The 24,103-nt window shown below is 39.6% G+C and carries 19 protein-coding genes; 3 read left to right on the plus strand and 16 right to left on the minus strand.

Going from position 1 to position 24,103, the window contains the following annotated elements; translation table 11 throughout:
* Window position 1: 1 nt before the first annotated feature.
* The 13 genes from JYB65_RS06345 to JYB65_RS06405 all read right to left on the minus strand — a co-directional run bounded on the left by JYB65_RS06345 (window position 2) and on the right by JYB65_RS06405 (window position 14,122).
* Window positions 2–1,228 carry a 2-hydroxyacyl-CoA dehydratase subunit D gene (locus JYB65_RS06345; RefSeq protein WP_206581818.1) on the minus strand — a complete coding sequence of 409 codons (1,227 nt, stop codon included), beginning with the start codon at window positions 1,226–1,228 and terminating at the stop codon, window positions 2–4.
* Between the two features lie 14 nt (window positions 1,229–1,242).
* On the minus strand, window positions 1,243–2,010 hold the full coding sequence (locus JYB65_RS06350; protein WP_206581819.1) for an enoyl-CoA hydratase/isomerase family protein: 768 nt from the start codon (window positions 2,008–2,010) through the stop codon (window positions 1,243–1,245).
* A gap of 10 nt (window positions 2,011–2,020) precedes the next feature.
* Window positions 2,021–2,875 (minus strand): 3-hydroxyacyl-CoA dehydrogenase family protein, encoded by an 855-nt coding sequence (locus tag JYB65_RS06355; protein ID WP_206581820.1) that lies wholly within the window; start codon window positions 2,873–2,875, stop codon window positions 2,021–2,023.
* A gap of 31 nt (window positions 2,876–2,906) precedes the next feature.
* Complete coding sequence (locus tag JYB65_RS06360; protein ID WP_206581821.1) at window positions 2,907–4,106, minus strand: thiolase family protein; 1,200 nt, start codon at window positions 4,104–4,106, stop codon at window positions 2,907–2,909.
* A gap of 34 nt (window positions 4,107–4,140) precedes the next feature.
* Entirely contained in the window at window positions 4,141–5,217 is a 1,077-nt protein-coding gene (locus tag JYB65_RS06365; protein ID WP_206581822.1) for an electron transfer flavoprotein subunit alpha/FixB family protein, read from the minus strand.
* A gap of 13 nt (window positions 5,218–5,230) precedes the next feature.
* A complete protein-coding gene (gene etfB, locus JYB65_RS06370; RefSeq protein WP_206581823.1) occupies window positions 5,231–6,019 on the minus strand; it encodes an electron transfer flavoprotein subunit beta in 789 nt (262 codons plus the stop codon).
* Window positions 6,020–6,038: 19 nt separating this feature from the next.
* On the minus strand, window positions 6,039–7,178 hold the full coding sequence (locus tag JYB65_RS06375) for an acyl-CoA dehydrogenase (protein ID WP_206581824.1): 1,140 nt from the start codon (window positions 7,176–7,178) through the stop codon (window positions 6,039–6,041).
* Window positions 7,179–7,774: 596 nt separating this feature from the next.
* The gene (locus JYB65_RS06380; protein ID WP_206581825.1) at window positions 7,775–8,530 is read right to left on the minus strand and encodes an SDR family NAD(P)-dependent oxidoreductase; all 756 of its coding nucleotides are present in this window, start codon (window positions 8,528–8,530) and stop codon (window positions 7,775–7,777) included.
* A gap of 1 nt (window position 8,531) precedes the next feature.
* Window positions 8,532–9,602, minus strand: a complete 1,071-nt coding sequence (locus JYB65_RS06385) for a glycerol dehydrogenase (protein WP_206581826.1) — start codon at window positions 9,600–9,602, stop codon at window positions 8,532–8,534.
* 407 nt (window positions 9,603–10,009) lie between these two features.
* Window positions 10,010–10,951: an AEC family transporter gene (locus JYB65_RS06390; RefSeq protein ID WP_206581827.1), complete on the minus strand. Its 942-nt coding sequence runs from the start codon at window positions 10,949–10,951 to the stop codon at window positions 10,010–10,012.
* A 219-nt stretch (window positions 10,952–11,170) separates the two neighbouring features.
* Window positions 11,171–12,469 carry a TRAP transporter large permease gene (locus tag JYB65_RS06395; protein WP_206581828.1) on the minus strand — a complete coding sequence of 433 codons (1,299 nt, stop codon included), beginning with the start codon at window positions 12,467–12,469 and terminating at the stop codon, window positions 11,171–11,173.
* Window positions 12,466–13,023: a TRAP transporter small permease gene (locus JYB65_RS06400; RefSeq protein WP_206581829.1), complete on the minus strand. Its 558-nt coding sequence runs from the start codon at window positions 13,021–13,023 to the stop codon at window positions 12,466–12,468. Before JYB65_RS06400 ends, JYB65_RS06395 begins: the two co-directional genes overlap by 4 nt.
* A 64-nt stretch (window positions 13,024–13,087) precedes the next feature.
* The gene (locus JYB65_RS06405) at window positions 13,088–14,122 is read right to left on the minus strand and encodes a TRAP transporter substrate-binding protein (RefSeq protein ID WP_245156627.1); all 1,035 of its coding nucleotides are present in this window, start codon (window positions 14,120–14,122) and stop codon (window positions 13,088–13,090) included.
* Window positions 14,123–14,684: 562 nt separating this feature from the next.
* Here JYB65_RS06405 and JYB65_RS06410 point away from each other — a divergent pair.
* Window positions 14,685–16,184, plus strand: a complete 1,500-nt coding sequence (locus tag JYB65_RS06410) for a UxaA family hydrolase (protein ID WP_206581831.1) — start codon at window positions 14,685–14,687, stop codon at window positions 16,182–16,184.
* A gap of 393 nt (window positions 16,185–16,577) precedes the next feature.
* Here the strand turns inward: JYB65_RS06410 and JYB65_RS06415 are convergent, their stop codons facing one another.
* The gene (locus JYB65_RS06415) at window positions 16,578–17,969 is read right to left on the minus strand and encodes a sigma-54 interaction domain-containing protein (protein WP_206581832.1); all 1,392 of its coding nucleotides are present in this window, start codon (window positions 17,967–17,969) and stop codon (window positions 16,578–16,580) included.
* A gap of 359 nt (window positions 17,970–18,328) precedes the next feature.
* Window positions 18,329–19,303 (minus strand): C-terminal binding protein, encoded by a 975-nt coding sequence (locus tag JYB65_RS06420; RefSeq protein ID WP_206581833.1) that lies wholly within the window; start codon window positions 19,301–19,303, stop codon window positions 18,329–18,331.
* Between the two features lie 410 nt (window positions 19,304–19,713).
* Here JYB65_RS06420 and JYB65_RS06425 point away from each other — a divergent pair, with 410 nt between their 5' ends.
* Window positions 19,714–20,220: a helix-turn-helix domain-containing protein gene (locus JYB65_RS06425; protein WP_206581834.1), complete on the plus strand. Its 507-nt coding sequence runs from the start codon at window positions 19,714–19,716 to the stop codon at window positions 20,218–20,220.
* A 3-nt stretch (window positions 20,221–20,223) separates the two neighbouring features.
* Window positions 20,224–20,481 carry a hypothetical protein gene (locus JYB65_RS06430; RefSeq protein WP_206581835.1) on the plus strand — a complete coding sequence of 86 codons (258 nt, stop codon included), beginning with the start codon at window positions 20,224–20,226 and terminating at the stop codon, window positions 20,479–20,481.
* An 81-nt stretch (window positions 20,482–20,562) separates the two neighbouring features.
* On the opposite strand, the gene JYB65_RS06435 is transcribed toward JYB65_RS06430, so the two are convergent.
* A complete protein-coding gene (locus JYB65_RS06435; RefSeq protein WP_206581836.1) occupies window positions 20,563–23,982 on the minus strand; it encodes a PD-(D/E)XK nuclease family protein in 3,420 nt (1,139 codons plus the stop codon).
* Window positions 23,983–24,103 lie beyond the last annotated feature (121 nt).

Consider the following 24,103-nt stretch of genomic DNA (forward strand, 5'->3'; position numbering starts at 1 on the left):
TTTAGCCTCTCCTCTTTAACTCTTTATTTTCTTCCATCATTTCTACTAATGCCTGCACTCTGGTTTCATACTGTGCCTCTGAAAAATTTCGAGGATCAGTCTGGTCGCCATCAAAAACAACGGAAGGAATACCCGTCATCTCCGTCACCCGACGCTGTACCTCATATTGTCTGAAATCCATTAGTTTGCAGCTTCTATTTGAATGGTAGATGATACCGTCCAAACTGAAATCATCCACCAATTTTGAGACATTCTGTGTATCATACTCCAAATTTCTGTTGGCATAGTTTGATGCATATGCCTTTGCCATACCGTTTAAGTCATTCTTTTCATACCGTATATTCCATGATTCAGGGTAAGTAGAAGTAACCATATTGATCCCATACTTCTTTAGTGTTTTAAATGTAGTGGATAAATGCGGCCAACAGGCAATTCCATCCCACATGACTCTATATTGTTCTTCCGCCGAGTTCCAAGGCCCTTTTCCTGCTTTCGCCTTTGCTTCCAGTTCGTCATGCCACAATTTAAATAAGGTTTCTCCATCTTTGTTTCCCCGCATGCAAACAATCATCGCCATGTAGTTAAACATGTCGAACCCATTTAACGGAGAAGGCGTAAATTTAGCCCAATCAGTGGCTTTTTTCCACCATTCACAAGTCTTATTGGACAGTTCCATCACTTCCCCAAGCTTGTCATAGTCAAATTTTTTCTGGGTAAAATCTTCTAACCGTTTAATGGCATATTCGATTTGCCCTCTCATGTATTGAATGCTGTGCTGCGGAACATCATAGGTATGATTGAAAGGCATGTCAAACATGATTAAAGGGATATTCAATTGCTTCGCTATGTTCTCATACCACTTGATGACCGTATTGCAAATATTGCTGCAGCAGAAAATCAAATCCGGCTGGGGTATATCCTGTGCTTCCGCATGCTTTAACTCCACATAGCCCATATTCACTCTTGCATAGGAACAGATGTCCGCAGAATATCCCTTCCCCTCGGAATGTTCTATAAAGTGCAAGGCTTCTTTGCGTGCTCCTATTGCTGCCGCATGGTTCTCCGGGTAGACCGTCGTTAAGTCCATGGTTTCAAGCAACTCTTGAGGAGAAATAGAGGTTGCCCATACCACAGGCTTTCCATCCGCTTTTGCTTGCAAGGCGTCTTCATAATGTTTTGCAACTAAGCTATTTAGCAAATCTTTTGATGTCATTTGTTTTTCGTCCACTTTGCAAATCCTCCTTATCTATTCTTAAAAACAGGCTTTCTTTTTTCAATAAAAGCACGCATGCCTTCCCGCTGATCGTATGTATTAAAAAGCTTGCACCATTGTTCTGATTCGATGTCAATTCCTTTATTCTGATCCGGCTCATCCAATCCCTGACGAATTATTTCCTTTGCCATGCGAATGGCTAAAGGACCTCGGGCGGCAATTCGTTTTGCTAATTTTATTGCTTCATCATATACCTGTTCCTCTTTCACTACTCGATTTACAAGTCCCATTTGAAAAGCTCTTTCGGCCGTTACCACATCCCCTGTAAAAATTAATTCTTTTGCAAAGGCTTCTCCTACAATTCTTGGTACTCTGATAGTGCCTCCGCCTCCCGGGAAGATGCCTAGCGTTACTTCGGGAAATCCCATTTTTGCATTTTCACCGGCAATCCGAATATCTGCTGCCATAGCGAGTTCCATACCGCCACCCAGAGCATAGCCCTCAATGGCGGCAATCGTTGGAATAGGAACCTCCGCTATTTTGTTATATGTTGGAGAAAAAGAAAATTTTCTAGCTTCCTCTTCACTGCATTCTGCCATATCTTTTATATCCGCACCTGCTGCAAAATTTTTCTCGCTATAAAAAATAATACATCTAACATTATCATCGTTTTTAATAGCTTCGATGTAATCGTCCATTTCATCTATAATTGTTCTGCTGAGTGCATTTAAAGCTTCCGGCTTTTCTATGCTTATTACAGCTATGCCATCTTCTTTTTTTAAGTTCACTTGACTCATTTTCAATCTCCTATTCGTAATCGTAGAAACCTGCTCCAGTCTTTCTTCCGAGTCTTCCTGAATCAACTAATCTGACAATCTGCGGACTCGGTCTAAATCGCTCCCCATACGCATCAAATAAAATTTTATCTACGTTTAGATTCAAGTCATGGCTTGTAATGTCAAGAAGGGCAAAGATTCCCATCGGGTGTCCTAAACCATATTTGCAGATTTTATCCACATCCTCCGGTGTACACACACCTTCCTCTACCAATCGGCAAGCTTCCAAATACATACAATGGAAAATTCGATTTAAACCGAATCCAACTACATCTTTTACTCTCACCGGTTCTTTTTCGATCTTTGTTAGTAGATCTACCACGGCATCGGTTGTTTCCGTATCCGTCAATAAACCCGGAATAACTTCCACCAATTTCATCACGCTTGCAGGAGAGTTAAAGTGGGTTCCAAGGAACTTGCCTTTTCTTTCTTTGCCAACCGCAGCTGCCAATTTTGTAATGGGAATAGAAGAAGTATTGCTTGCTAGAATTGTACTTTTTTTGCATATTTCATCCAGCTGCTTAAAAATGTTATTCTTTACTTCCAGGACTTCAAGTGCTGCCTCTATGACCAAATCACAGTCCCTCATGTCTTCGATACTGCCGGTTGCACAAACCCGGGCAAGGGTAGCCTCCTTGTCGGTTTCGGAAATTTTGCCTTTTTTTATGCTTTTATCTAAAATTGCCGCCTGCTTTTCTTTCCCACGGATAGCAAGTTCATCTGTCGTGTCGCTTAAAACGGTCTCCAGCCCGGCTCTTGCAAAGCATAACGCAATTTCCGCTCCCATCATGCCGGCACCTACAACCCCAACTTTATTTATCATCATCTTCGTTTCCTTCCTTTACGATTTGCATTCCTTATTCGCTGATGTTTTCAATGAGCGTCGATACCCCGATTCCGCCGCCGCAGCAGGAGGAAAACATGCCGTATTTAGCCCCGCGTCTCTGTAATTCTTTCATGGTAAAGATGCAAACTCTTGTACCGGAGGCACCATTTGGATGACCGAATGCAATCGCTCCTCCATTTGGATTCCAATCTTCCATATTCATTTTTTCCCCGGTTAGTTCTTCCATCTGCTTGATTACACTTAAATTCTGGGCGGCAAAAGCCTCATTGCACTCAAATACATTAATATCGCTCATCTTCAAATCCATTTTATCTAGGATTTTACAATTAGAATAAGCCGGTCCGATTCCCATGATTTTAGGATCAACCCCAACATCTACCCCATATATCCATTTCGCAATAGGCTTATAGCCTAACTCTTTCGCTTTTTCCGCACTCATCATCAGAACAAAAGCGGCACCGTCATTTCTTCCTGACGCATTTCCGGCGGTAGTCACTCCATCAGGGTTTACCGGTTTCAATTTTGCCAGTCCTTCCAAAGTGGTATCCCCTCTGGGATGTTCATCCGTGTCAATAACGGTTCCGGCATCCTTCTTGCCATACTTTACGGTAATAGGCAAGATTTCTTCTTTGAAATATCCTTTTTGAATCGCTTCGCTGGCTCTTTTCTGACTTCTCAGGGCAAATTCGTCGCACGCTTCACGAGAGATTCCCCAAATCTTTGCCATGAAGTCCGATACTTCAATCATGGAGATGTCATCTTCATCTATGGGAGACAATCGTACTGGTGCCGCCGCAGGCGGTATGGCCTTGTATGGTTCAATGTAGGTGGAAAATTTCCGATAAGCCTGACTATAGGTCTCGCCGCCACCAACAATAGCTGTATCAATTATTCCTGCTTGAATTTGTACTGCTGCATTGTTAATGCAAGCGATTGCAGAACCGCACTGCATTTCAATAAAAGTGGCGGACGTTTCGTAAGGTAATCCCGCATAAAGAGAGGCATACCGTGCAAAATTCGGGGTATTGGCATCGCCAAATGCGCTCCCCGCAAATACTGCATCTACTTTACCTTTCTCCAATATCCCGGTCTTTTCACACAATCCCTTTATGGTCATGCCCGCAAGCTGAACAGATGTTAAATTTTTAAAGCCTCCGCCCATTCTTCCAAAAGCTGTGCGCATACCCTCTACAATTACTACTTCTCTCATTTTTTCTCCTTTTCATCCTTCCTTGCCATAGCATCTATTCTTCGCTATCCCATAATTCCATGATTTCAGGAATTACCTTCTTCAAATCTCCTTCAATAGCATAATCAGCTAATTTCATCATTGGGCACTCGGGATCTTTATTAATCGCAATGATGATATCCGAGTTCTGCATGCCCGCCAAATGCTGAATGGCTCCCGATATTCCGCATGCAAAATAAATAGCTGGTTTTACGGTTGTACCAGTCTGTCCTACCTGATGCGTTGGATCAATCCATCCCGCATCAACAGCAGCACGAGATGCACCTACAACTCCGCCTACTTTCTTTGCAAATTGATTCATCAATTCAAATCCTGATGCATTCCCAAGGCCTCTTCCTCCTGAGCAAATAATATCCGCATCTGTCAGTGAAACAATTTCTTTAGCAGCCTTTACCACTTCTAAAACTTCCACCGTTATGTCTGCTTTTGTCAGATTAACTTCAAGTTCAACACGATTGCCTTGTACGCCTTCCACTTTTTCTCTCTTGCTCATAACTCCTGGTCTTACAGTTGCCATCTGAGGTCTTGTTCTAGGGGTTACAATTGTAGCCATTAGGTTACCACCAAATGCAGGTCTTGTTTGTTTTAGTCCAGTGCTTGTGTCGTTTCTATCAAGACCATTTGTAACAGCTGTCGTATTTTTTTCAAGATAATTAATATAATTAGCGACATTGACATCAAGTCTGGTACAATCTGCTGTTAATCCTGTATTCAATCTTGCTGCAGCTCTAGGTGCAAGGTCTCTGCCAATATGAGTAGCACCAAACAAAACAATTTCCGGCTTATGTTCAATAATCGCCTCTACTAGTACGTTTGTATATCCATCAGTCGTATAGTTTTCAAGTAAAGCATCCTGCGCTACATAGACCTCATCTGCACCATATGCATAAAGTTCATTCACCAGTCCATCCACATTATTTCCTACTAGAACTGCACAAACTTTTGTGTCTCCGCCAATTTCTCTTGACAATTTATATCCTTCACCCAGCAGCTCAAGAGCAACATTCATCAACTTCCCATGCCGTTGTTCTGCAAAAACCCATACGTTTTTATAGTCCTGTAAATTCACCATTTCTATACTCCTCCTATATAATGTGCTTTTCTTTTAATGTAGCCATTAAGTTCGCAGCCTTTTCTTTTGGTGTATCGCCTTGCACTATTACTCCTGCTCCTTTTGGCTTTGGTGTAAATGACTTAAATACATTCGTAGGGGATGCTTTTAACCCTACTGTCGTCAGGTCAACACCAATATCCTCAGCATTCCAAATCTTAATTGTTTGTTTTCCTGCCTTTAAAATTCCTTTTACAGACATATATCTAGGCTTATTTAATTCCTTTATTGCTGTTAAAACACATGGCGTTTTAACCTTAAGCAATTCGTATCCATCTTCCAAAGCTCTTTTTACTAAAATACCATCCTTTATCAATTCAAATTCCTTCACATATGTTACTTGTGAAACGCCCAGTTTTTCAGCAATCTGAGGGCCAACCTGAGCTGTATCTCCATCAATAGCCTGTCTGCCGGCAAAGATCATATCATATTCACCAATTTTCTTTATTCCTGCAGAGAGTGCATTTGATGTGGCCCAAGTATCGGAGCCTCCTAGTGCTCGATCCGATAAAAGAATGGCATCATCTGCTCCCATAGCAATACACTCCTGAAGCATTTCATTAGCCTGAGGAGGTCCCATGGTAATAACGGAAACCGTTGTGTCCGGATATAAATCTTTAACTCGAAGTGCCTGTTCCAACGCATTTGCATCATCTGGATTCAAAATGGACGGTACACCATCTCTAATTAGTGTGCCTGTCTCAGGATTAATTTTAATCTCGTTTGTATCTGGTACTTGCTTTACGCAAACAATAATTTTCATTATAATATTCCTCCGTAATTTATTTAAAAATGTCTCCTGCCATAACCATCTTCATCACTTCTGACGTACCCTCATAGATTTCAGTAATTTTAGCATCTCGCATCATTCTCTCCACTGGATAATCCTTTATGTAACCGTATCCGCCATGGAACTGAACGGCTTTCGTTGTTACATACATAGCGGCTTCTGAGCATGCTAATTTGGCTTCTGCCGCAGAAACAGTAGCCGGCAAACCTCTATCCCTAATATTGCATGCATCATATAAAAGATATCTCGCTCCATCGATTCTGGTTTTCATGGATGCCATTTCAAAAGCAAGAGCCTGGAATTTATCAAGAGTCCTTCCAAATTGTTTTCTTTGCTTCATATAGGTTACGGTTTGGTCAAAAGCGCCTTGTGCGATACCCAAAGCTTGTGCAGCAATTCCCAGTCTGCCGACATCAAGAGAGGTCATGGCGACCTTAAAACCCTTTCCTTCTAGCCCTAACAGATTTTCTTTCGGTATTTTACAATCTTCAAATACTAATTCAGCTGCGATTGAACCTCTAATGCCCATCTTATTTTCATGTTTTGGGAAGGAAAATCCCGGTGTGCCTTTTTCAACGATAAATGCGCTGATACCTTTTGTTCCTTTCGATTTGTCTGTCATAGCCATGATAACGTAAACATCCGCAATTCCACCGCCTGAAATAAAGATCTTACTTCCATTCAGAATCCAATGATCTCCTGCATCAACTGCTTTTGTCTGAGTGCCGGCCGCATCCGTTCCGGCATTGGGTTCAGTAAGCCCAAAAGCACCCAATTTCCTGCCTGATAATAAAGCTGGAAGGTATTTCTGCTTCTGTTCTTGCGTTCCGTAAGTAAAAATTGGCCAGCAGCATAACGCATTATGGGTCTGAACAATGACACCATGTGAAGCATCAATTTTTGAAATTTCTTCAATAGCCATAATGTATGTTAAATAATCGGTGCCGGCTCCGCCATATTCTTGTGGAAACGGCATGCCCATCACGCCCAATTCTCCTAACTTTGCTACTGTTTCATATGGATAGATTGCTTTTTCATCAATTTCTGAAGAAATAGGAGCGATTTCTGTTTCAGCAAATTTCTTCAACATCTTTTTGAGCATTTGTTGTTCTCTTGAATAAGTAAATTCCATTAAACTTCCTCCGTTCTATTTTCAAAACTACAGCACTATAATCAACTCATTATCTGCCATCTTATTTAACATTCTTAATTTAATACAATAATCATGCCAACTTTTTAAAAAAATTTTTTTAATCTTCTTGAATCCAGATAAACGTTTGAATTTCAAAGTTTATTAGGTTATACTTTATTTTCAATTAGCTATTATTACTATGCTTTTTCATCTTGAAATAACTTTTCATTTTAATACATAATTGCCTTAGATGCAGATTTGCATCTCATTTTGACAAACAAAAAAGAGCCTAAATGATTCGAATTAAATCACTTGGCTCAGTCTTTATCCGCGGTCAGGTTCAAATATTTTCGTCTAAACATACGGTTCCACCTTTAGCGGCCTCTAGCAAGTCTGTCCATATACATTTTTTCAGTTTATTTCGATTTCTGAAGCTCTCCCGCCAAATTATAAATCTCTGTTATATCATAATCAGATGCATTTTTGCATCATTATCCATTTCCGCATCAAATATTTAGCACTTTTTAAGGGGTTGTTTTCTGCGTAGAGTAAATTAAAGAAAAGCCTATTAACGTTTGTCTAACATGCATTTTACTTCATCGGCCCATCCAACCTCCATCTATAACTAAAATGCTGCCATTTACATAATCTGATGCTTGAGATGCAAGGAAAATCACTCCACCTAGCAGATCATTTGGTGTTCCAAATCTACCTGCAGGGATGCGGTCCAAAATTTGTCTCTTTCGAAGTGGATCGTTTTTCAAAGCCGCAATATTGTCAGTATCCATATATCCAGGCGCTATGGCATTTACATTTATACCTCTTGCTGCCCATTCATTGGATAATGCTTTTGTCATTTGCGCAATGCCTCCTTTACTTGCAGCATATGCAGGTACTGTAAGGCCACCGGAAAAGCTTAATAAGGATGCGATGTTTATAATTTTCCCATATCCTTTTTCCAGCATAACTTTTGCTGCTAACTGGCTCATCATAAATGAAGCCGTAAGATTTACCATAAGAACCTTCTCCCAGTCATCTATTGGGAACTCTTCTGAAGCATGGCGTATCTGGATTCCTGCATTATTTATCAAAATATCTATATCCCCCAGATAGCTCATTGCCTCCTCAAAAGCCTTAACAATTGCTTCTTTATCTTTAAAATCTGCAATTACTCCATGTACTTTTCTTCTAGGCGTCCCTATTTGATCTGCCACTTCCTTTATACTATCGCTAGTTCCCATAATCACAAGTTCTGCGCCGACCTGATATAAACCTTCCGCCATTCCTCGGCCAAGGCCCCTGCTAGCACCGGTTATGATGGCTTTTTTACCTTTCAAATCAAAAATATCCATTTTATATCCCTTCTAATTGCTGCAATACTAATTTAACCTGATCCATTTTAACTTCAAATGGCATATTTTTTACATGTTTTGTATTGCAAATTGCAATTGCGATTTGCTCTAACAGATCTAGGTTGACATCTGATATGCCTAATTCCTTCAAAGAGGTTGGCATTCCTGTTGCGTGATAGAAATCAGTAATCTTCGCCATCTCTTCATTGCTTGTACCCTCCATTAATAGTTGCACATAAGTCCCGTAGGCTACTGCTTCGCCATGCAGTGCCGGAAAGGGTGATATAATTGCAGTTAAGCCATTGTATACTGCATGAGCTATCGCACAACCATTATTTTCGAATCCTACCCCGCTCAAATAAATATTTGCCTCTACGACTTTCTCCAATTCTTCACACCAGTATCTGTTTTCTACAGCATGTTTTGCCTGTTCTGCATATTCAAATAATATATCTCTGCACAGTCTGGTAAGTTCAAACCCCGCTTCCGTTGCCACTCCTCCACTAAAATTCAGCGCACCTGATTGTCTGCATGCCCTCGCTTCATAATAAGTTGAAAAAGCATCGCCAATACCTGCAATGAGCGTTCTTACCGGAGCATTTAAAATAATTTCTGTATCAACCAGAACAATATCTGGGTTACGATCAAGTTTTATTGCCTCTTTAAAGCTCCCATCTTCATTATAAACTACCGATATTGAACTACATGGTGCATCCGATGAAGCCACTGTTGGGATAATAACTAATGGCAGATCGCATAAATCTGAAACCAACTTTGCTGTATCAATGGTTTTTCCTCCGCCAAGTCCAATAACCACTTCACATGATTTCTTTTGAATTTGTTCTACTAATTGATTTGCTTCTTTCCAAGTGGATTCCCCATTAAATTCAAAAAATTCCAAAGTAATATTGTTATCAAAAACAGATATCAATAACTCTCTTAGCATTTTCATAACAAATTTATCACAGATTATAGCAAACGTATCTCCCATGTAATTTGTATATTTGGGCAAATATGCCAACGCATTTTTACATTGAAAATACTTGCCAGGTGTTGTCAATACAGAAATCATTTCTTTTTCCCTTCTTACTTTCATTTATTCAGTACTTTTTAATCAATTCTTTGTTTACTAGATTTTCAGGTACCCTCCCAGTCAGAGTCCTTACAATAGTCATACACGTCCGCATTTATTTTCTGTAAAATCTGTAATTCATTTTCTATATTTTCGTATTTCCCTATCTGTGATTACAACCTTATATTTTTTCATTTTTCCTCCTTTTGCTTAAAGCGCGTTACCATTAATTATTTATCAAGCAATTTTTGTGCCAAAACCATATTGCAATATAATCCATAATTTTCGAAATTTGCAGCAAAAAAATGCTATATTCTTCTCATTTTTCGATTTTACATCGATGCGCTTCTGTAAATTTATTTTTCTTGTAATGCAGCTTTGCATCATATTTTTCTGTTAAACTGTTTCTATTTTCCAATATATGAAGTCAGTAGGATTCCAAAAATCGGAAGAGTTATCAGGGAAAACATAGTAGTGATGAAAACTACCTGTGCAGCCAGCTTCGCATTGGATCCGTAAATTTCTGCAAGCACCGGTATAACAGCTGCCGACGGCATTGCCATTGCAAAAATTACTATGCAAAATACTAACGGCCGGAAAGGCAACCATACTAATAATGCGAATAGAAGGACCGGAAATAGGATCAATTTCAGAATGAGAGTTATAAAAAGATGCTTGTTTGCGAGAATCTCCCTAGCTTTGCTTTCTGCAAGCTGGATTCCAATGATTAGCATGGAAAGCGGTATGGTGATCGCCCCGACAGTATTTAAGAAATTTCCCAGAAGAGACGGAATTTGTATTCCGAAAATAAAAATCAACAAACCGATAACGCTAGATACTACAGGAATGGAAAAAATTGATTTAAGCGCACTTTTCAGATCCAGCTTTCCGCCTTTACCTGATATCAACACCATAACACCAGCTGAATAAAGATATATTGTAAAGACTGCATTGGCAACAATCATTAGAAATAATCCCTTTTCACCAAAAACGGCTAGAGAAAGCGGATATCCCATAAACCCATTGTTTGTCAGAACAAGCAATGCTCGATAGACCCCACGGTCTTCCTGCGGAAATTTGAAGACTTTGGCGATATAAATAGAAATTACCGTCGCGGTAATTAAAGCTAAAAGCATAAGCGAAGCGGTCTGTACTACAGATGTCAACGTCTCTTCGCTCATCTCCTGCTGGCTCATGGAGTAAATAATAAGACACGGACTGGAAATATTGATTAGTAAGACTGAAAAGTATTTGTTCGATTCGATTGGCATCCATTTGAGTTTATTCGCGGCATATCCTATCAACGATATGCTGAATACGCTGAGAATTTTAGCAAATATAATAATCATTTAGCTTTCTCCTTTTAGAGTTTTATTATATGTTAGACATTTACTTTGGTTTTGTTGCACTATTGTCCATTTATGTATCCACTTTAGAAGAACAAGGCAAATTAGGAAATAGCTTTATGACATGGTGATTGAATTCTCCATTACTCGGAAACAGCACGCACTTTTATTGCATAAAAGTACGTGCTATTTTTATATTGACTATATGAAGAGAAACATGATTTAGAACATAGCTGGTAAAAACAATACGATTGATGGTACGTAGGTTATGATCATCAGCACGATAATACACACGATAAAGAATGGCATCATGTGCGGAAGAACCTGATCCATCGTACATTTTCCAACCTTGCAACCTACGAATAAGTTTGCTGCAAAAGGAGGAGTGATCATACCGATTTCCAGATTGAGCAGCATGATTGCTGCAAAGTGAATAGGATCTACACCAAAGGAGGTTGCAATCGGAATAAGGATCGGTCCAAGCAGCAAAATACTTGTATTTGTCTCCATGAACATTCCTACGATAATCAACAATATGTTAAGAACCAGAAGAAATACAAATTTTGAATCCGTAATGCCCATAAGTGTATTCGTTAAAATTTCCGGGATTCGTGTGAAAGTGATCATTCTGCTGGCAATGGCCGCGAAAACGATAAGCATGGAAATGGCGGCACTGGAAACCGCTGAGTCTTCAACAAGCGTTCTGAATTTCTTTTCAGGCCAAGTCTTTTTTATAACCGGTAAATACACCCATCCAACTACCAGTCCATAGAATACTGCCACCGCTCCTGCCTCAGTCGGTGTAAAAATCCCACCGTAGATTCCGTAAAAAATAATAATCGGGCATAATAAGGCTACAATTGATTGACAAAAGGATTTCCTGATTCCGTTTACATATGGTACGAACTTAAATGGTTCTGTCGTCTTTTCTTGCTTTTTTCCATATGTAAAGTAGTTAATGACAATATATCCAATTCCAAGCATGATACCAGGAGTAACAGTACAAAGCCAAACATCCATCAGGTTAGCGCCGGACATCATCGCGTATATGATTCCAGGGATACTTGGCGGTATCAATATTCCCAAAAATCCGCAGCAGGAGATCAATGCGGTGCTGTATTCCCTGCTGTATCCTCTTTTCACCATCTCAGGAAGCATCATTCCGCCGATACCGGTAATGGTCGCAAGGGAGGATCCTGTGATTGCTCCGAACAATAACGATGTGATTACTGTAACCGCTCCGACCGCACCTCTCAATCTGCCAATAAATGAATTGGCAAAGTTAATGATCGCACTGGAGATTCCGACAACCGCCATCATGTCTCCCGCAAATATAAATGCAGGAATCGCCAGGAATGTAAAGGAATCCAGTGAGGAAAACATAGCTGGTGCTACGCTGGCAAGGGGTAGACCCGCAACTACAAAAACAATAACGGATGCAATTCCCATGCTGAATGGAACAGGAAGCCTCAAAAGTGCCAGTCCAAGAAAGATTACTAAAAATATCGCTAAATTACTCATAGATTCTTTAATTCCTCCTCTTCCTTAGATGTTATTGTGGTTTTGTTACGGATCATCATGATCAGGTTGCAGATGCAATGGAACAGGGATAATGCACTTGATACCACAATAATTGCTACTATGCTCCACATTGGTATCTGCATTGCTACAGACACCTGTTCATATGCTTTTGTCTCCAGCATATACTGCACCATCGTATAAAGAAGGTACCCCAAAAAAACTGTACTGATAATGCCTAGAAGAATATCACCAAAGTATAATACTCTATCTGTTTTTTCCTTTGACTTTGTTCCTGCCATAATAATTGCCGGCAAAATATTTATTTCAATATGCGCTCTGTCTTTTATTGCTACGGCGCAACCTAAATAACTAACCCCTATAAATAGGTATCGTATTAATTCTTCTACCCAAGCCAACGGCAAATGAAGATAATATCTACAAACTACCTGAACAAATAAAAGAGTCAGCATCAGAAAAAAGAATATTCCTAGAAATCTTGTCTCAACCACTCCCAAAGCAGATGAAATGATTTCAACCTTTGCTTTTCTTTCCATAGTTTACCTCTCAATATTTCAACATATTTGAGCTGCTATAAGCAGCTCAAATATGTTCTTTAATTTATTGCTGTTGTGATAATAATTTTTTCATTACTTCCTGGTCAAAAGCTTTTGTTATTTCTGTATCGTTCCATACCTTTTTAGCCGCTTCTTTAAATGCTGCGTCAAGTTCTGGCGTATTGTCTAAAATTTGTGTAGTAGCTGCCATTTCTTCTTCATATTTAGCAGTGTCTTGTCTGATCAGCTCCGTAGCAACCGCTGAATACTTCTCACCAAGCTCTCTCATCAGCTTCTGCTGGTTAGGAGATAATTGGTCCATGGTTGTCTTTCCAGTAAAGAATGCTGCACCCGCAAAAGCGTGGTTTGTTCTTGTCAAGTATGGTTGGAACTGTTGAAATCCAAAGGTGTATGTAATAATAGGACCATTGTCTTGTCCATCAATTGCTTTCTGCTGTAATGCTGATGCAACTTCACCGATGGACATGGCTGTAGGCTGGGCTCCAAGTTCTGCAAAGAATTTGACATACATTGGATTTGGTGGAACACGCAGTTTTAAATTCTTTAAATCTTCCGGCTTTTGGATTGGATGTTTTGAATTCGTGATATAACGGAAGTCACTGTCTGTAAATCCAAGAACTTCAAGTCCCTTTTTCTCCATGGATCCTTTTACCGCTTCACCAATCCATCCATTATAATAATTCTTATCTACGTCCTCCAGGGTCGGGAATAAGTAAGGAAGGTTGACATAGCCAGCATCAGTTACTACCTGCGTAAAACCGATATCTGCACAGATAGCCATACCTAATGTTCCGTTCTGTACTGCTTCTGTGATTTCACGGTCTCCCCCATGAACTCCAGCAAAGTCGAGCACCAACTCAATACTGCCGTTTGATTTTTCATAAATTTCGTCTTTCATTTGTTGCGCTGCCTTATACCAAGCATGTGTTGTTGAAACAGTTGCACCCACATGAAGAACCACTTTCTTATCTTCTGTTTTTGTGTCAGGTGCCGCTTTTGCTTCACCGCCTCCACAGGCGGTAAATGAGAATGCTAGAGCAAGCACTAATGCACTTACTATAATTTTCTTGATTTTCATACGCAAAACTCCTTCTCTTTCAAAATATTTAATAATCTGTGTGCACTCACACTGCTAATGTATACTGCAATCTTTGTGCCAATTTACCTAATTTTCTGATGATTAATAAAATCAAGTTATTTTCATTAAATTTCATGGGTTTGGATCACTCTATATTTTTTAGCTTGCCATCGATAGCTCTAACTTTCAACAACATGCGAAATGTTGTCGATGCTATTACGCATCAAAGAAATATTGTCGATGCTATTACGCATCAAATATCAAATCGGCATCAAAGTAGGAAGCTCCTCTTCTAAATAGATTAAAATATGTATTAGACAGAAGTATCACAAGTTCAATATGCCATTACATTCCTATCGAAAATTTAAGTCTTATTATATCACCGAAATAACTTTGGTAGTATTGCAAAATTAAGGTGGCGGAAAGAAAATCGCATGCGGTTCTGTTTCATCTTAAATATAAAATTTACAATCTGCTATTTTTACAATTCATATCCGGACTATAAGCTCAGATGGCATAAATTTTGCATATTAGGTACTATTATAACGAAAAGGAGTTACAAATGAGTGCAATTAAACTATATTCAAACGATACAGTTGCCCTAGCTACAACTGATTTAAAAACTGGTGAAACTATAGAAATTGATGGGCAATCCATTGTTCTGCTTGATGATATTCCTAACGCACACAAAATTGCTTTGAAACATTTTGAAGTGGGAGAGGGTATCAGAAAATACGATAATATTATAGGATATGCTTCCGTTCCAATTAAAACAGGGCAGTGGGTCCATTCTCATAATGAGGTGACAGGCCTTGGGAAATCAAAAGAATATACCTATAATTTCAACGATATTTCAATTTTCCCTAGGCTCTCTGATAAAACTTTTATGGGCTACGCCAGGGAAGACGGTTCTGCAGGAATTCGAAATCATGTGGCTTTGATTTCCACCGTATTTTGCGCCAATGGCCCATTACATAAACTATCGAGACTAGCAAATTCAAAATATCCCTCTACTACATTTTTTGATGGAATTCTGCCCCTGACCCAGGATTTTGGATGCAGTCAAACGGGTAAAGACCTTGATACCACCTGTAAGATTTTAGCCGGTGTTATAAAGAATGCCAACTTTGGCGGAGTAATCATTGTCAGTCTTGGCTGTGAAATGGCTATTCCTGAAGTCTTGGAAACCTATCTTGGCAATTATAATAAATCAAGAATCAAAGTACTATCATTGCAAAACTGTGAAGATGAATTTGAAACAGGAATGGCCTTAATTGATGAAATTATGGAAGTTATAAAAACCGATGTGAGAACACCTATAAGCCTAAGTAAATTGCATATAGCGATGAATTGTGGGGGTTCTGACGCTTATTCTGGCATTACAGCGAATACTCTGCTTGGAACCCTATGTGATACGCTTGTTCAAGAAGGCAGCACTATGAATATGACAGAAGTCCCAGAAATGATGGGTGCAGAGCACATTTTAATGAATAGGGCTGCAAATGAGTCAGTTTTTAGAGATATTGTCTCTATGATGCATAATTATGATGCCTATTTTGCACGATATGGTGAAAAAGCTGCCGATAACCCAACACAAGGTAACAAAGCAGGAGGGCTCACTACTTTAGAGGAAAAATCTTTGGGATGCATACAGAAAGGCGGTCACTGCGCGGTAACTGAAGTTCTGGAATATGGAGACAGAACCACTAAAAATGGATTCGTGTTAATTAGTGGTCCAGGCAATGATCTTGCGGGAGTAACAGGCCAAATTGCTGCAGGTGCAGTATTGACAATTTTTACAACAGGGAGAGGAACGCCATGCGGGTTTGCAGGCCCAACCTTCAGGTTATCCTCTAACACTGCTTTGGCAACTAAAAAGAAGTCTTGGATCGACTACGATGCAGGGCGCTTACTATCTGCTAAAACCTCGGAGCAAATCGAGGCACTGAATAAAGAATTATACGATTCCATCCTAGCCACCGCTAACGGAGAATACAAAACAAAAAACGAAATGAACGAGTATTATCAGATGGGCATCTTAAAGGACGGCGTAACTCTATAATTTAACCCACTAACCCTCATCCCATTCCGGCAGATCCACCTAAATGCTGAGATCTGTCGGCCTACAACTATTCCAATAACAGCAAAAAACGAAAGCCTAAACGTTGATTTAGGCTTTCGTTTTTTGCTGTTACTTATATGAATTAATTATGGCATATTGGAGGAACGCCACTTTCAACTAACAAAATTTTATAGTCCTGTAAATTCTCCATTTCTATACTCCTCCTAAATAATGTGCTTTTCTTTTAGACTAACCATTAAGTTCGCAGCCTTTTCTTTTGGTGTATCTCCTTCTACCGACACTCCTGCTCCCTTTGGTTTTGGTATAAATGATTTAAATACATTAGTAGGAGCTGAGCAAAATGATTGAAACAAACCATTTGCTCAGTTTTAGTTATACCAAATTATATTTCTGTAATTTTCGAACAATTGTCGATTGATTTACCTTTAGCTTTACCGCCATTTCTCTTGTGGATCCATATCTCTCCTTTGCATTCATCAGGAGTTTTCTTTCAAATTCATCCATCGCATCGATTAAAGACATTTCCTCATCCGTATTAATTTTATTGAGTTCTCTTGTCTTTTTCATCTCATATTCTTTTCTATACCAAGGCAAATCTTCTACTTGCAGGTATTCGTTGTTGCTGATGATAACCATATTTTCTATGACGTTTTTTAATTCTCTTACGTTACCCACCCAGTTTCGATTTTCCAGTTCCTTTACCACATCATACGTTAATAATTTCTCTTGATCATACTTTACGTTATATTTTTGTAAGAAAAAAGTCGCTAATGGCATAATATCATCAATTCGCTTATTCAATGGCGGAACTTCAATCTGCACCACATTTAATCTATAATATAAATCTTCTCTGAATTTTCCTTCTTCAATCATTTGCTGTAAATCTCTATTCGTCGCAGCAATTACCCTAACATCCACTATTTTAGAATCTACGGCGCCTACTCTTCGAACCTCTTTGCTCTCTAAGAACCTTAACAATTTCACCTGAAAATCCAGTGTGATCTCACCAATTTCATCTAAAAATACCGTGCCGCCTTTAGCCGCTTCCAACAAACCCTCTTTACCGGATTGCATGGCACCTGTAAAGGCTCCTTTTTCGTATCCGAACAGTTCAGATTCTAATAAATTTGCAGGGATAGCCCCGCAGTTGATTGCAACAAAAGGGCCGTTTTTTCTCATACTATTTTGATGTATATATTTTGCAACTTCTTCCTTGCCTACACCGGACTCTCCTAAAATTAAAACCGTTGCATGAAAGTTGGCCACTTTTTCAGCCAGAGCCAGCACCTCTTTCATCAGTTTACTTACCGCTAAAATTGGGGTGTTCTTTCTGACAAATGAAGATAAATCGGCAAGCCTATCCATGTACATTTTTTCGGTTTGTTTTGATTTTTGAAGCTCTTCGGATAAATTGTAAATTTCAGTGATATCTCTTGCATTGATAACAATTTTTTTAATATCGCCATTTTCATCAAAAATAGGTCTGCCGGTTACCATGATATGTCTTCCTGATTTTACAACCTGCCGTTTAGAGACCACCGTTTTTTTCTCAGCAACCACATAAGCAACCGAATTTGGCATCCATACGGGATTGATTAGATCTCGCATGTATTTGCCTTCTATTTCACACTTTTTAATCTCGGCGACTCTCTCATAAGAGCTGTTGACAAATAAAACCTTCCCGTCTCCATCTGTTACCAATATTCCATCAAAAGATCCTTCCAAAATTTCTTCTAAATCTTGCTTCCTTTTTTCATCATCCATTTTATTCAGCCACCCTTCAATTAAGCTTTCCCCTTTTGTTGAGGTTATTCTACATCAAATGCCATCTCATAACAAGAACAAACGTCAATACCTGTATATTCAGCAATTTTTATGCCAAAAACATATAGCAGAAATAGGTACTCTTAGATGCATTCCTGCATCTTTATTATTTTCCTGTCAATGACTTGCTAACGATTTCTAGCCAAGCTGTCTTAAAATAGTTTATGATACAAGCTCTTTGTATATTTCATTTTTAATTTAAAAACGCAGCAAAAGATTTTTCGCTGCGTTTTCATGAGGTAGATGTTTTAGTTATATTTTGATTATAGGACGTGATTATGTTGAGTTACAGAAAAGCTTCAATCGACCTTGAGTAACTCTTTATTGACCAGATTTTCAGGTGCTTTACCGGTTAGAACCCTTGCGACATCTTCTGCCACTGTGGACTGAAGTTTTTTCTGAGATTCAGCTGAGTACCATGCGATATGCGGTGTCACAATTACATTTTTCATGATAAGCAATGGACTATTCTTATCCGGTGGTTCTGTCTCCAGCACATCTAATGCTGCTGATTCAATCTCCCCATTTTGCAGTGCCCATATTAAATCTTCTTCACATACAAGTCCGCCTCTTGCCACATTAATAATGGATGCCGAAGATTTCATTATTTTAAATACATCGCGATTAAAAAGATGTTTGGTTTCTTCTGTCAATGGCGCATGAATGGAAATAAAGTCGGCTTGAGAGACTAATTCATCAAAGTCTTTTGCCTTTACCCCATATCTTTCGATTTCTTCCTTCGAAACAAACCGGTCATAAACCCATATTTCATTACACAATGGCTTTAACTTATCAATAAACATCCTGGCGATACGGCCAAAGCTAATTACTCCCACGACGCTTTTTCTCAGGCTGACTATCGATTGTCCCATATTGTACCAATTACCGGCAGAGGTCCACAAGTCAAGGGGTTTAATCCGACGTGCAAGCTGTAGCAATAAAGAAAGGGTATGGGTAGAAACTTCATCTGCACAATAATCATTTACATTGGTTACATAAATGCCACGTTCTGTCGCAGACTTAAGATCAATTCCATCAATCCCTGTCGCATATTTTGCAATAATTTTGCAATGCTCTAACTGTTCAATAACTTCCGAGGTAATCTTTGCATATTGAATAATTAATGCATCGCAATCACGAGCCACTCGGATAATATCTTCTTCATTACGAAATTGATAATCATACACATCAGCATTTATCTCCTCCAGAATGCGTAACTCATTGTCTATATTATCGTATTCTCTATCTGTGATAACAACTTTATATTTTCGCATTTTTTCCTCCTTTCCTTGTGAATTTAATTCCCGATAACTATATAAAGCAACTTTTGTGCCAAATATATATCCTGTAAACATACAAAAACCGAGCGATTATACAACAAGGATGGATATATTTCCCTTGTTTTCTAATAAATCGCTCGTTAATGATGCAAATTTGCCTATCTGTTTTTTATGTTGATGCGCTTTTGCATATTGTTTTAGCATACAGGGCGGAAAATAGTTTATTATACACTTTTTCCGGAAATACTGATAGAATATGTTTGTCAAACGGGATTTTCAACCATTGGTTGAGTGACAAATAAACCTTTGGTTGAGACAAGAAGGCCGAAATCAACTGATGATATCTTCCGCAGATGTATTCGTTTCCCTATAATAAAAGTATCAAATCAAAAGGAGTTATATATATGAACAATACAATCGGAATGAATATTTCAAATCTTAGAAAATCAAAAGGATTTACACAGGACGAATTAGCAGAAAAACTCGGTGTATCACCCCAAGCGGTATCTAAATGGGAAAACGATATCTCTTGTCCTGATATTATGCTTTTGCCGCAGTTAGCCGAATTATTTGACACTACAACAGATGCCATTTTGTCCTCCAAGCCAAAGGCTGAAACACTATATCTGCCGGAAGCTCAGAGAAAAAGCTTAGATGATATGATCTTTAAGGTGATCGTGAACTCTGTAAAAGGAGATAAAGTTCGAGTAAATCTCCCCATGCCGCTAGTGAAGATGGCTCTTGAATTGGGCATGCAGATCCCTCAGATCTCCGGGAATACCGGTATTAACGAAACATTGAAGAACATTAATATTGAACAAGTACTGATGATGGTTGAAAAAGGCGTCATTGGCAAGCTAGTTGAGGTGGAAAGTGCGGAAGGCGATATTGTAGAAGTTATGGTGGAATAAGATATGAGAATTTATATTCGAGATAAGAATGGAAGACGATTGTATATTCCGGTGCCCACGCGTTTAATTGCCAACCGTATATCGGCTCACATGGTATCCTTCGCAATTCAAAAAGCGTTGAAACTTGAGGCCAACCCTTTAGGCGCAGCAGATATTAACCGACTCTTTTCTGAACTTATCCGTATGAAGAGAAAATATCGTAACTTTGAGTTGGTGAATGTGGAGAGCGCAGAAGGCGATCTGGTTATAATTAAACTATAAAAACAACAAGGGCAGTCTGCCATCAATGGATTTTCAAAACAATCCAATCGAAGGCAGACTGCCCTTGACTCTTATAGTTTTCTATTTTACTACCTCGTAACTGCACCCTTCAAAGGCAAGATCAAAGTGGCAAATGCTTCGGTATAAACAGTAGGTGCATGCAGTTTGCTCTTTCACCTTCTTCGGTTTTATTGCCACACTTCCTTCAGCAAGTTCAGCACAAAGCTGTGTGATCTTCACATCGATGGACTGCTGCAATTCTGAAAATTCTTCCGAAGACAACAGCTTATCCTTACCGGTTCCAACAATTACCCCCTCCTTGTTTCGACGAATCGATACAATATCTGAGCTTCCGGTGAAATCACCTGCAATGCTTTCTATCACCTTCGGCTCATTGACCATGATTCCGTCAAGCTTAAAGGATTTCCGCACTTCTTCTTTTACCTTCTCCGTCAGAGCCGCCCGCTCTATATTGCTTGCGTTAATCATCGGTTCGTCCAGTTTGAAGTAGAAAACACCCGCAGGCTTACGAGCAGACTCTATCACTTCTGTCTTTTTCTCTTCCTGCAGGGCCTGTGGCTGAATCACTGTGGCCGCTTTTAAATACAACATCAGTTGCAGCTTCCACCCGGCTTTGGCTTCCTCCGCATCAAACTTTTCACTGCCTGATTTGTAATCTATTATTTTCACATAATCTTCCGGTAAGAAATCTACTCGGTCAATCTTTCCCTCAATGAATACTTTTTCTTCTCCTATAGAAACTTCTATCGGAGGGAAATGCTTTTTTGATGCTTTTCCGAATTCTGCTTCAAAGAAAACCTCTTCTATATGTCCCTGCTGAACATGTTCAATCAGTATTTGTGCCGCATCCGTGCATACTCTTTTGAGTCGAGAGGCCTTATAGGACTCTTCTTTCCCGCCTGTTAAGAGGCCTTCTTGATAAACAGCCCCTTCCTTATCAATAAATTCACCGACAAAGTGCGCACATTCATCCGGGGTAATGCTCATCCAAGGAGACTTCTCATCGGTTATAGGGACCCCTTTTTTCGTCAGATGTTCAGAGAGCTTCATCAGGCACAAATGATAAATATCACCAATTTCTCTGCCTGCAATTTCAAACACCCTCTTTTCTTCCGGCCTCAGGCCGTAATTCACGAAATGGGCGAAGGGACAGCGTCCGAACTTTTCCAGTCTGGAAGGACTGATTGACAGCTCGCTTGATTCTTCCCGTTTATATAAGAGCTCAGCCTGCTCCTTGCGTAATTTTTCTTCCTTGACTTTAAAAAATATTCCCTCTTGAACCAACTCTGCAAGCGGTGAGTCATAGGCCTTATACCATGCCAATGCCGCTTTCCACTCATCTCGCAGAAGCTGTCCTTCCAATCCTTCGCGCAAAGCAGCCGTCATATGCTTGATAGAATTCCTCTTGGAGGCCATCAGCGCTAAAGGATCGCCTTTGCTGACAATATCCTCTTCCAGCTTTAATGCCGGAAAAATCTGAGTCAACTTATTGAAAATCATCGAAGGTTTCAATTCCTTTCCATCATTATCCGAGATAGAATAGCTCATCCATAAATAGACCTCCGGTTTTGTCAAGGTTCTATAAATAGCCAATTTTTCTTCCAAGGAGCGCAGTTCATCCAATTTGCATATTTCTGCTTCATGCTGAAAGAGAACGGCCTTCTCGTCATCATTTAAGATGCCGTCTCCACTGGCCGCTGACGGCAGTATCCCATCATTCGCTCCGATTACAACCAACGCCTTTACCTTTCCTATTCTGGTACGCTGCATGGTTCCGACGATCATTTCATCAATAGTAGAAGGAAGCAAACCGATTTCCACGGATTCAAAACCCGCCCTTAATATGGTCTCTAATTCGTGAATGGATAGCTTTTCTTCACCCAATATGGTTACAAGTTGATCGAACAGTTCAACAATGATTTTCCAAATCTGAGCAGTTTCGAATGCCACTTCATAATAGCCGTTCCTGTTTTGCTCCTCCATTAATACCTGCAATTTTTCCTGCAGCTTCAATCGGTCTTTTAGAAAGTAATAGAATACCGCAATTTTTTCACCTGCTGTTTCTGCTTTTTTAAAAGGGGCCGCAAAATCTTCTATGAGCGTAAAGATATATTCCCTCGAATGATTGATGTCCGCAAACCTCTCTTCCTCATACTCGGTTATTCCTCTTTTAAAATCATTTTTCCAGAGGCCTCCCCGTATCTTGTATCGATACGCGTAATTCTCCAATTCTTCGATACTGTCCGCAGAAAGATCCAAAAGTCCCGTTTTAGCCATCCCGATAACCGTTTCCGGCAATAACTTTCCACCGGCAAGCTGCAGCAGATATAAATGAAGCCCAACCACCGGATTATGCAATATACTTCTCTTTTTATCCATGAAAAATGGAAACTCATGCTCTTCAAAAACTCGTTTTATAATGGAGCCGCGCACTTCTAAATCATTGCAAATGACAGCAATGTCTTTGTAGCGAAATCTCTTTTCACGAATCAACCGGGTGATGAAGGCGGCAGCAGTTTCAACTTCGGCGTACATATTAGCCGACTGAACTAAGGTGACCGCCGATAAGTCATCTTTCTCCCTTTCCTGCTTCCATTCATTGCGCCACCTTTGAACCGGAATCGAAAACAATTCCGATTCCAAGGCTGCAATTTCAGGAGATTTTTCGCCGCCCTTCATTGCCGTCAAAATAGTATATTCCGTCGGTATTTCCGCTATATGATACTTCATAGCAAGGCCTTGAGAGACCCTTTCTAATTTTCGAATGATATCCCCCGTAAGCGCAAAGATTTCCTCATCTCGGCTTTTTTCACAGTAGGTCATGACTACATGAACATCCTTCGCCGTACCGATTATTTCTCGCAGTAAATCCAAGTTCTTGGGGGTGAAATAATCAAAGCCATATACCCAACATTCACTTTCTTTCACCAGCTTGGAATCTTTTATTTTAGAGATATATTCCTGCAAATAATCTTCTGTGTCAACATATTTACCCTGAATGCTTTCCTCGTACTTTTCATAGATCGCATGTACCTCCGTCAATTTGCGGTATAGGATCGAGTCTTCGTTCAGCTTGCTTAAAATAGCAGGCAATTCTTCCGGGCTTGTATTAAACTGCTTCATTTCGGAGATTAAATTGTTTACCAGTTCAATAAACGACGTTCTCGTTTCCATCCCACGAAAAACCTGTAAAGATTCCTTCTGCTGCCCGATGATCTTGGACAGCAGCATATGCCTGCCGTATTTATCAATACGAACGGTTTTTTCGCCTCCTACTTCACGAAGAACCCGCATCCCAAGTCTGGACGGACTGATCACCTCCAAATCCATGAGGCCCTTTACCCCTAAGTATTCAAAAGCATTTCGCTCTGCCTGCAGGGTAAATTGATCCGGTACTAACAGAATGGTTCTGCCGGTTACTCGATCGAAGATGAACCGATCTTTATCTAAATTATCTCTTCCATAATATATGTATAACATGTTTCCTCTCACCTACCATCAAGCATTTCTTTTCTTCATTATACCATAATTCCCATTCCTATTCTCTACCCGTAGATCTGCTCGTCATTTATGGTGAAAATAGCTTCAGTCCATTTGAAAG

The sequence above is a fragment of the Clostridium aminobutyricum genome (assembly GCF_017255415.1).
Lineage (GTDB): Bacteria > Bacillota > Clostridia > Peptostreptococcales > Anaerovoracaceae > Aminipila > Aminipila aminobutyrica.

What these genes read in the sequence shown, in the direction of transcription:
- JYB65_RS06350 (WP_206581819.1), bottom strand. Translation starts at nt 2,010, where the DNA reads ATGAGTCAAGTGAACTTAAAAAAAGAAGATGGCATAGCTGTAATAAGC.
- JYB65_RS06355 (WP_206581820.1), bottom strand. Translation starts at nt 2,875, where the DNA reads ATGATGATAAATAAAGTTGGGGTTGTAGGTGCCGGCATGATGGGAGCG.
- JYB65_RS06360 (WP_206581821.1), bottom strand. Translation starts at nt 4,106, where the DNA reads ATGAGAGAAGTAGTAATTGTAGAGGGTATGCGCACAGCTTTTGGAAGA.
- JYB65_RS06365 (WP_206581822.1), bottom strand. Translation starts at nt 5,217, where the DNA reads ATGGTGAATTTACAGGACTATAAAAACGTATGGGTTTTTGCAGAACAA.
- etfB (WP_206581823.1), bottom strand. Translation starts at nt 6,019, where the DNA reads ATGAAAATTATTGTTTGCGTAAAGCAAGTACCAGATACAAACGAGATT.
- JYB65_RS06375 (WP_206581824.1), bottom strand. Translation starts at nt 7,178, where the DNA reads ATGGAATTTACTTATTCAAGAGAACAACAAATGCTCAAAAAGATGTTG.
- JYB65_RS06380 (WP_206581825.1), bottom strand. Translation starts at nt 8,530, where the DNA reads ATGGATATTTTTGATTTGAAAGGTAAAAAAGCCATCATAACCGGTGCT.
- JYB65_RS06385 (WP_206581826.1), bottom strand. Translation starts at nt 9,602, where the DNA reads ATGATTTCTGTATTGACAACACCTGGCAAGTATTTTCAATGTAAAAAT.
- JYB65_RS06390 (WP_206581827.1), bottom strand. Translation starts at nt 10,951, where the DNA reads ATGATTATTATATTTGCTAAAATTCTCAGCGTATTCAGCATATCGTTG.
- JYB65_RS06395 (WP_206581828.1), bottom strand. Translation starts at nt 12,469, where the DNA reads ATGAGTAATTTAGCGATATTTTTAGTAATCTTTCTTGGACTGGCACTT.
- JYB65_RS06400 (WP_206581829.1), bottom strand. Translation starts at nt 13,023, where the DNA reads ATGGAAAGAAAAGCAAAGGTTGAAATCATTTCATCTGCTTTGGGAGTG.
- JYB65_RS06405 (WP_245156627.1), bottom strand. Translation starts at nt 14,122, where the DNA reads ATGAAAATCAAGAAAATTATAGTAAGTGCATTAGTGCTTGCTCTAGCA.
- JYB65_RS06410 (WP_206581831.1), top strand. Translation starts at nt 14,685, where the DNA reads ATGAGTGCAATTAAACTATATTCAAACGATACAGTTGCCCTAGCTACA.
- JYB65_RS06415 (WP_206581832.1), bottom strand. Translation starts at nt 17,969, where the DNA reads ATGGATGATGAAAAAAGGAAGCAAGATTTAGAAGAAATTTTGGAAGGA.
- JYB65_RS06420 (WP_206581833.1), bottom strand. Translation starts at nt 19,303, where the DNA reads ATGCGAAAATATAAAGTTGTTATCACAGATAGAGAATACGATAATATA.
- JYB65_RS06425 (WP_206581834.1), top strand. Translation starts at nt 19,714, where the DNA reads ATGAACAATACAATCGGAATGAATATTTCAAATCTTAGAAAATCAAAA.
- JYB65_RS06430 (WP_206581835.1), top strand. Translation starts at nt 20,224, where the DNA reads ATGAGAATTTATATTCGAGATAAGAATGGAAGACGATTGTATATTCCG.
- JYB65_RS06435 (WP_206581836.1), bottom strand. Translation starts at nt 23,982, where the DNA reads ATGTTATACATATATTATGGAAGAGATAATTTAGATAAAGATCGGTTC.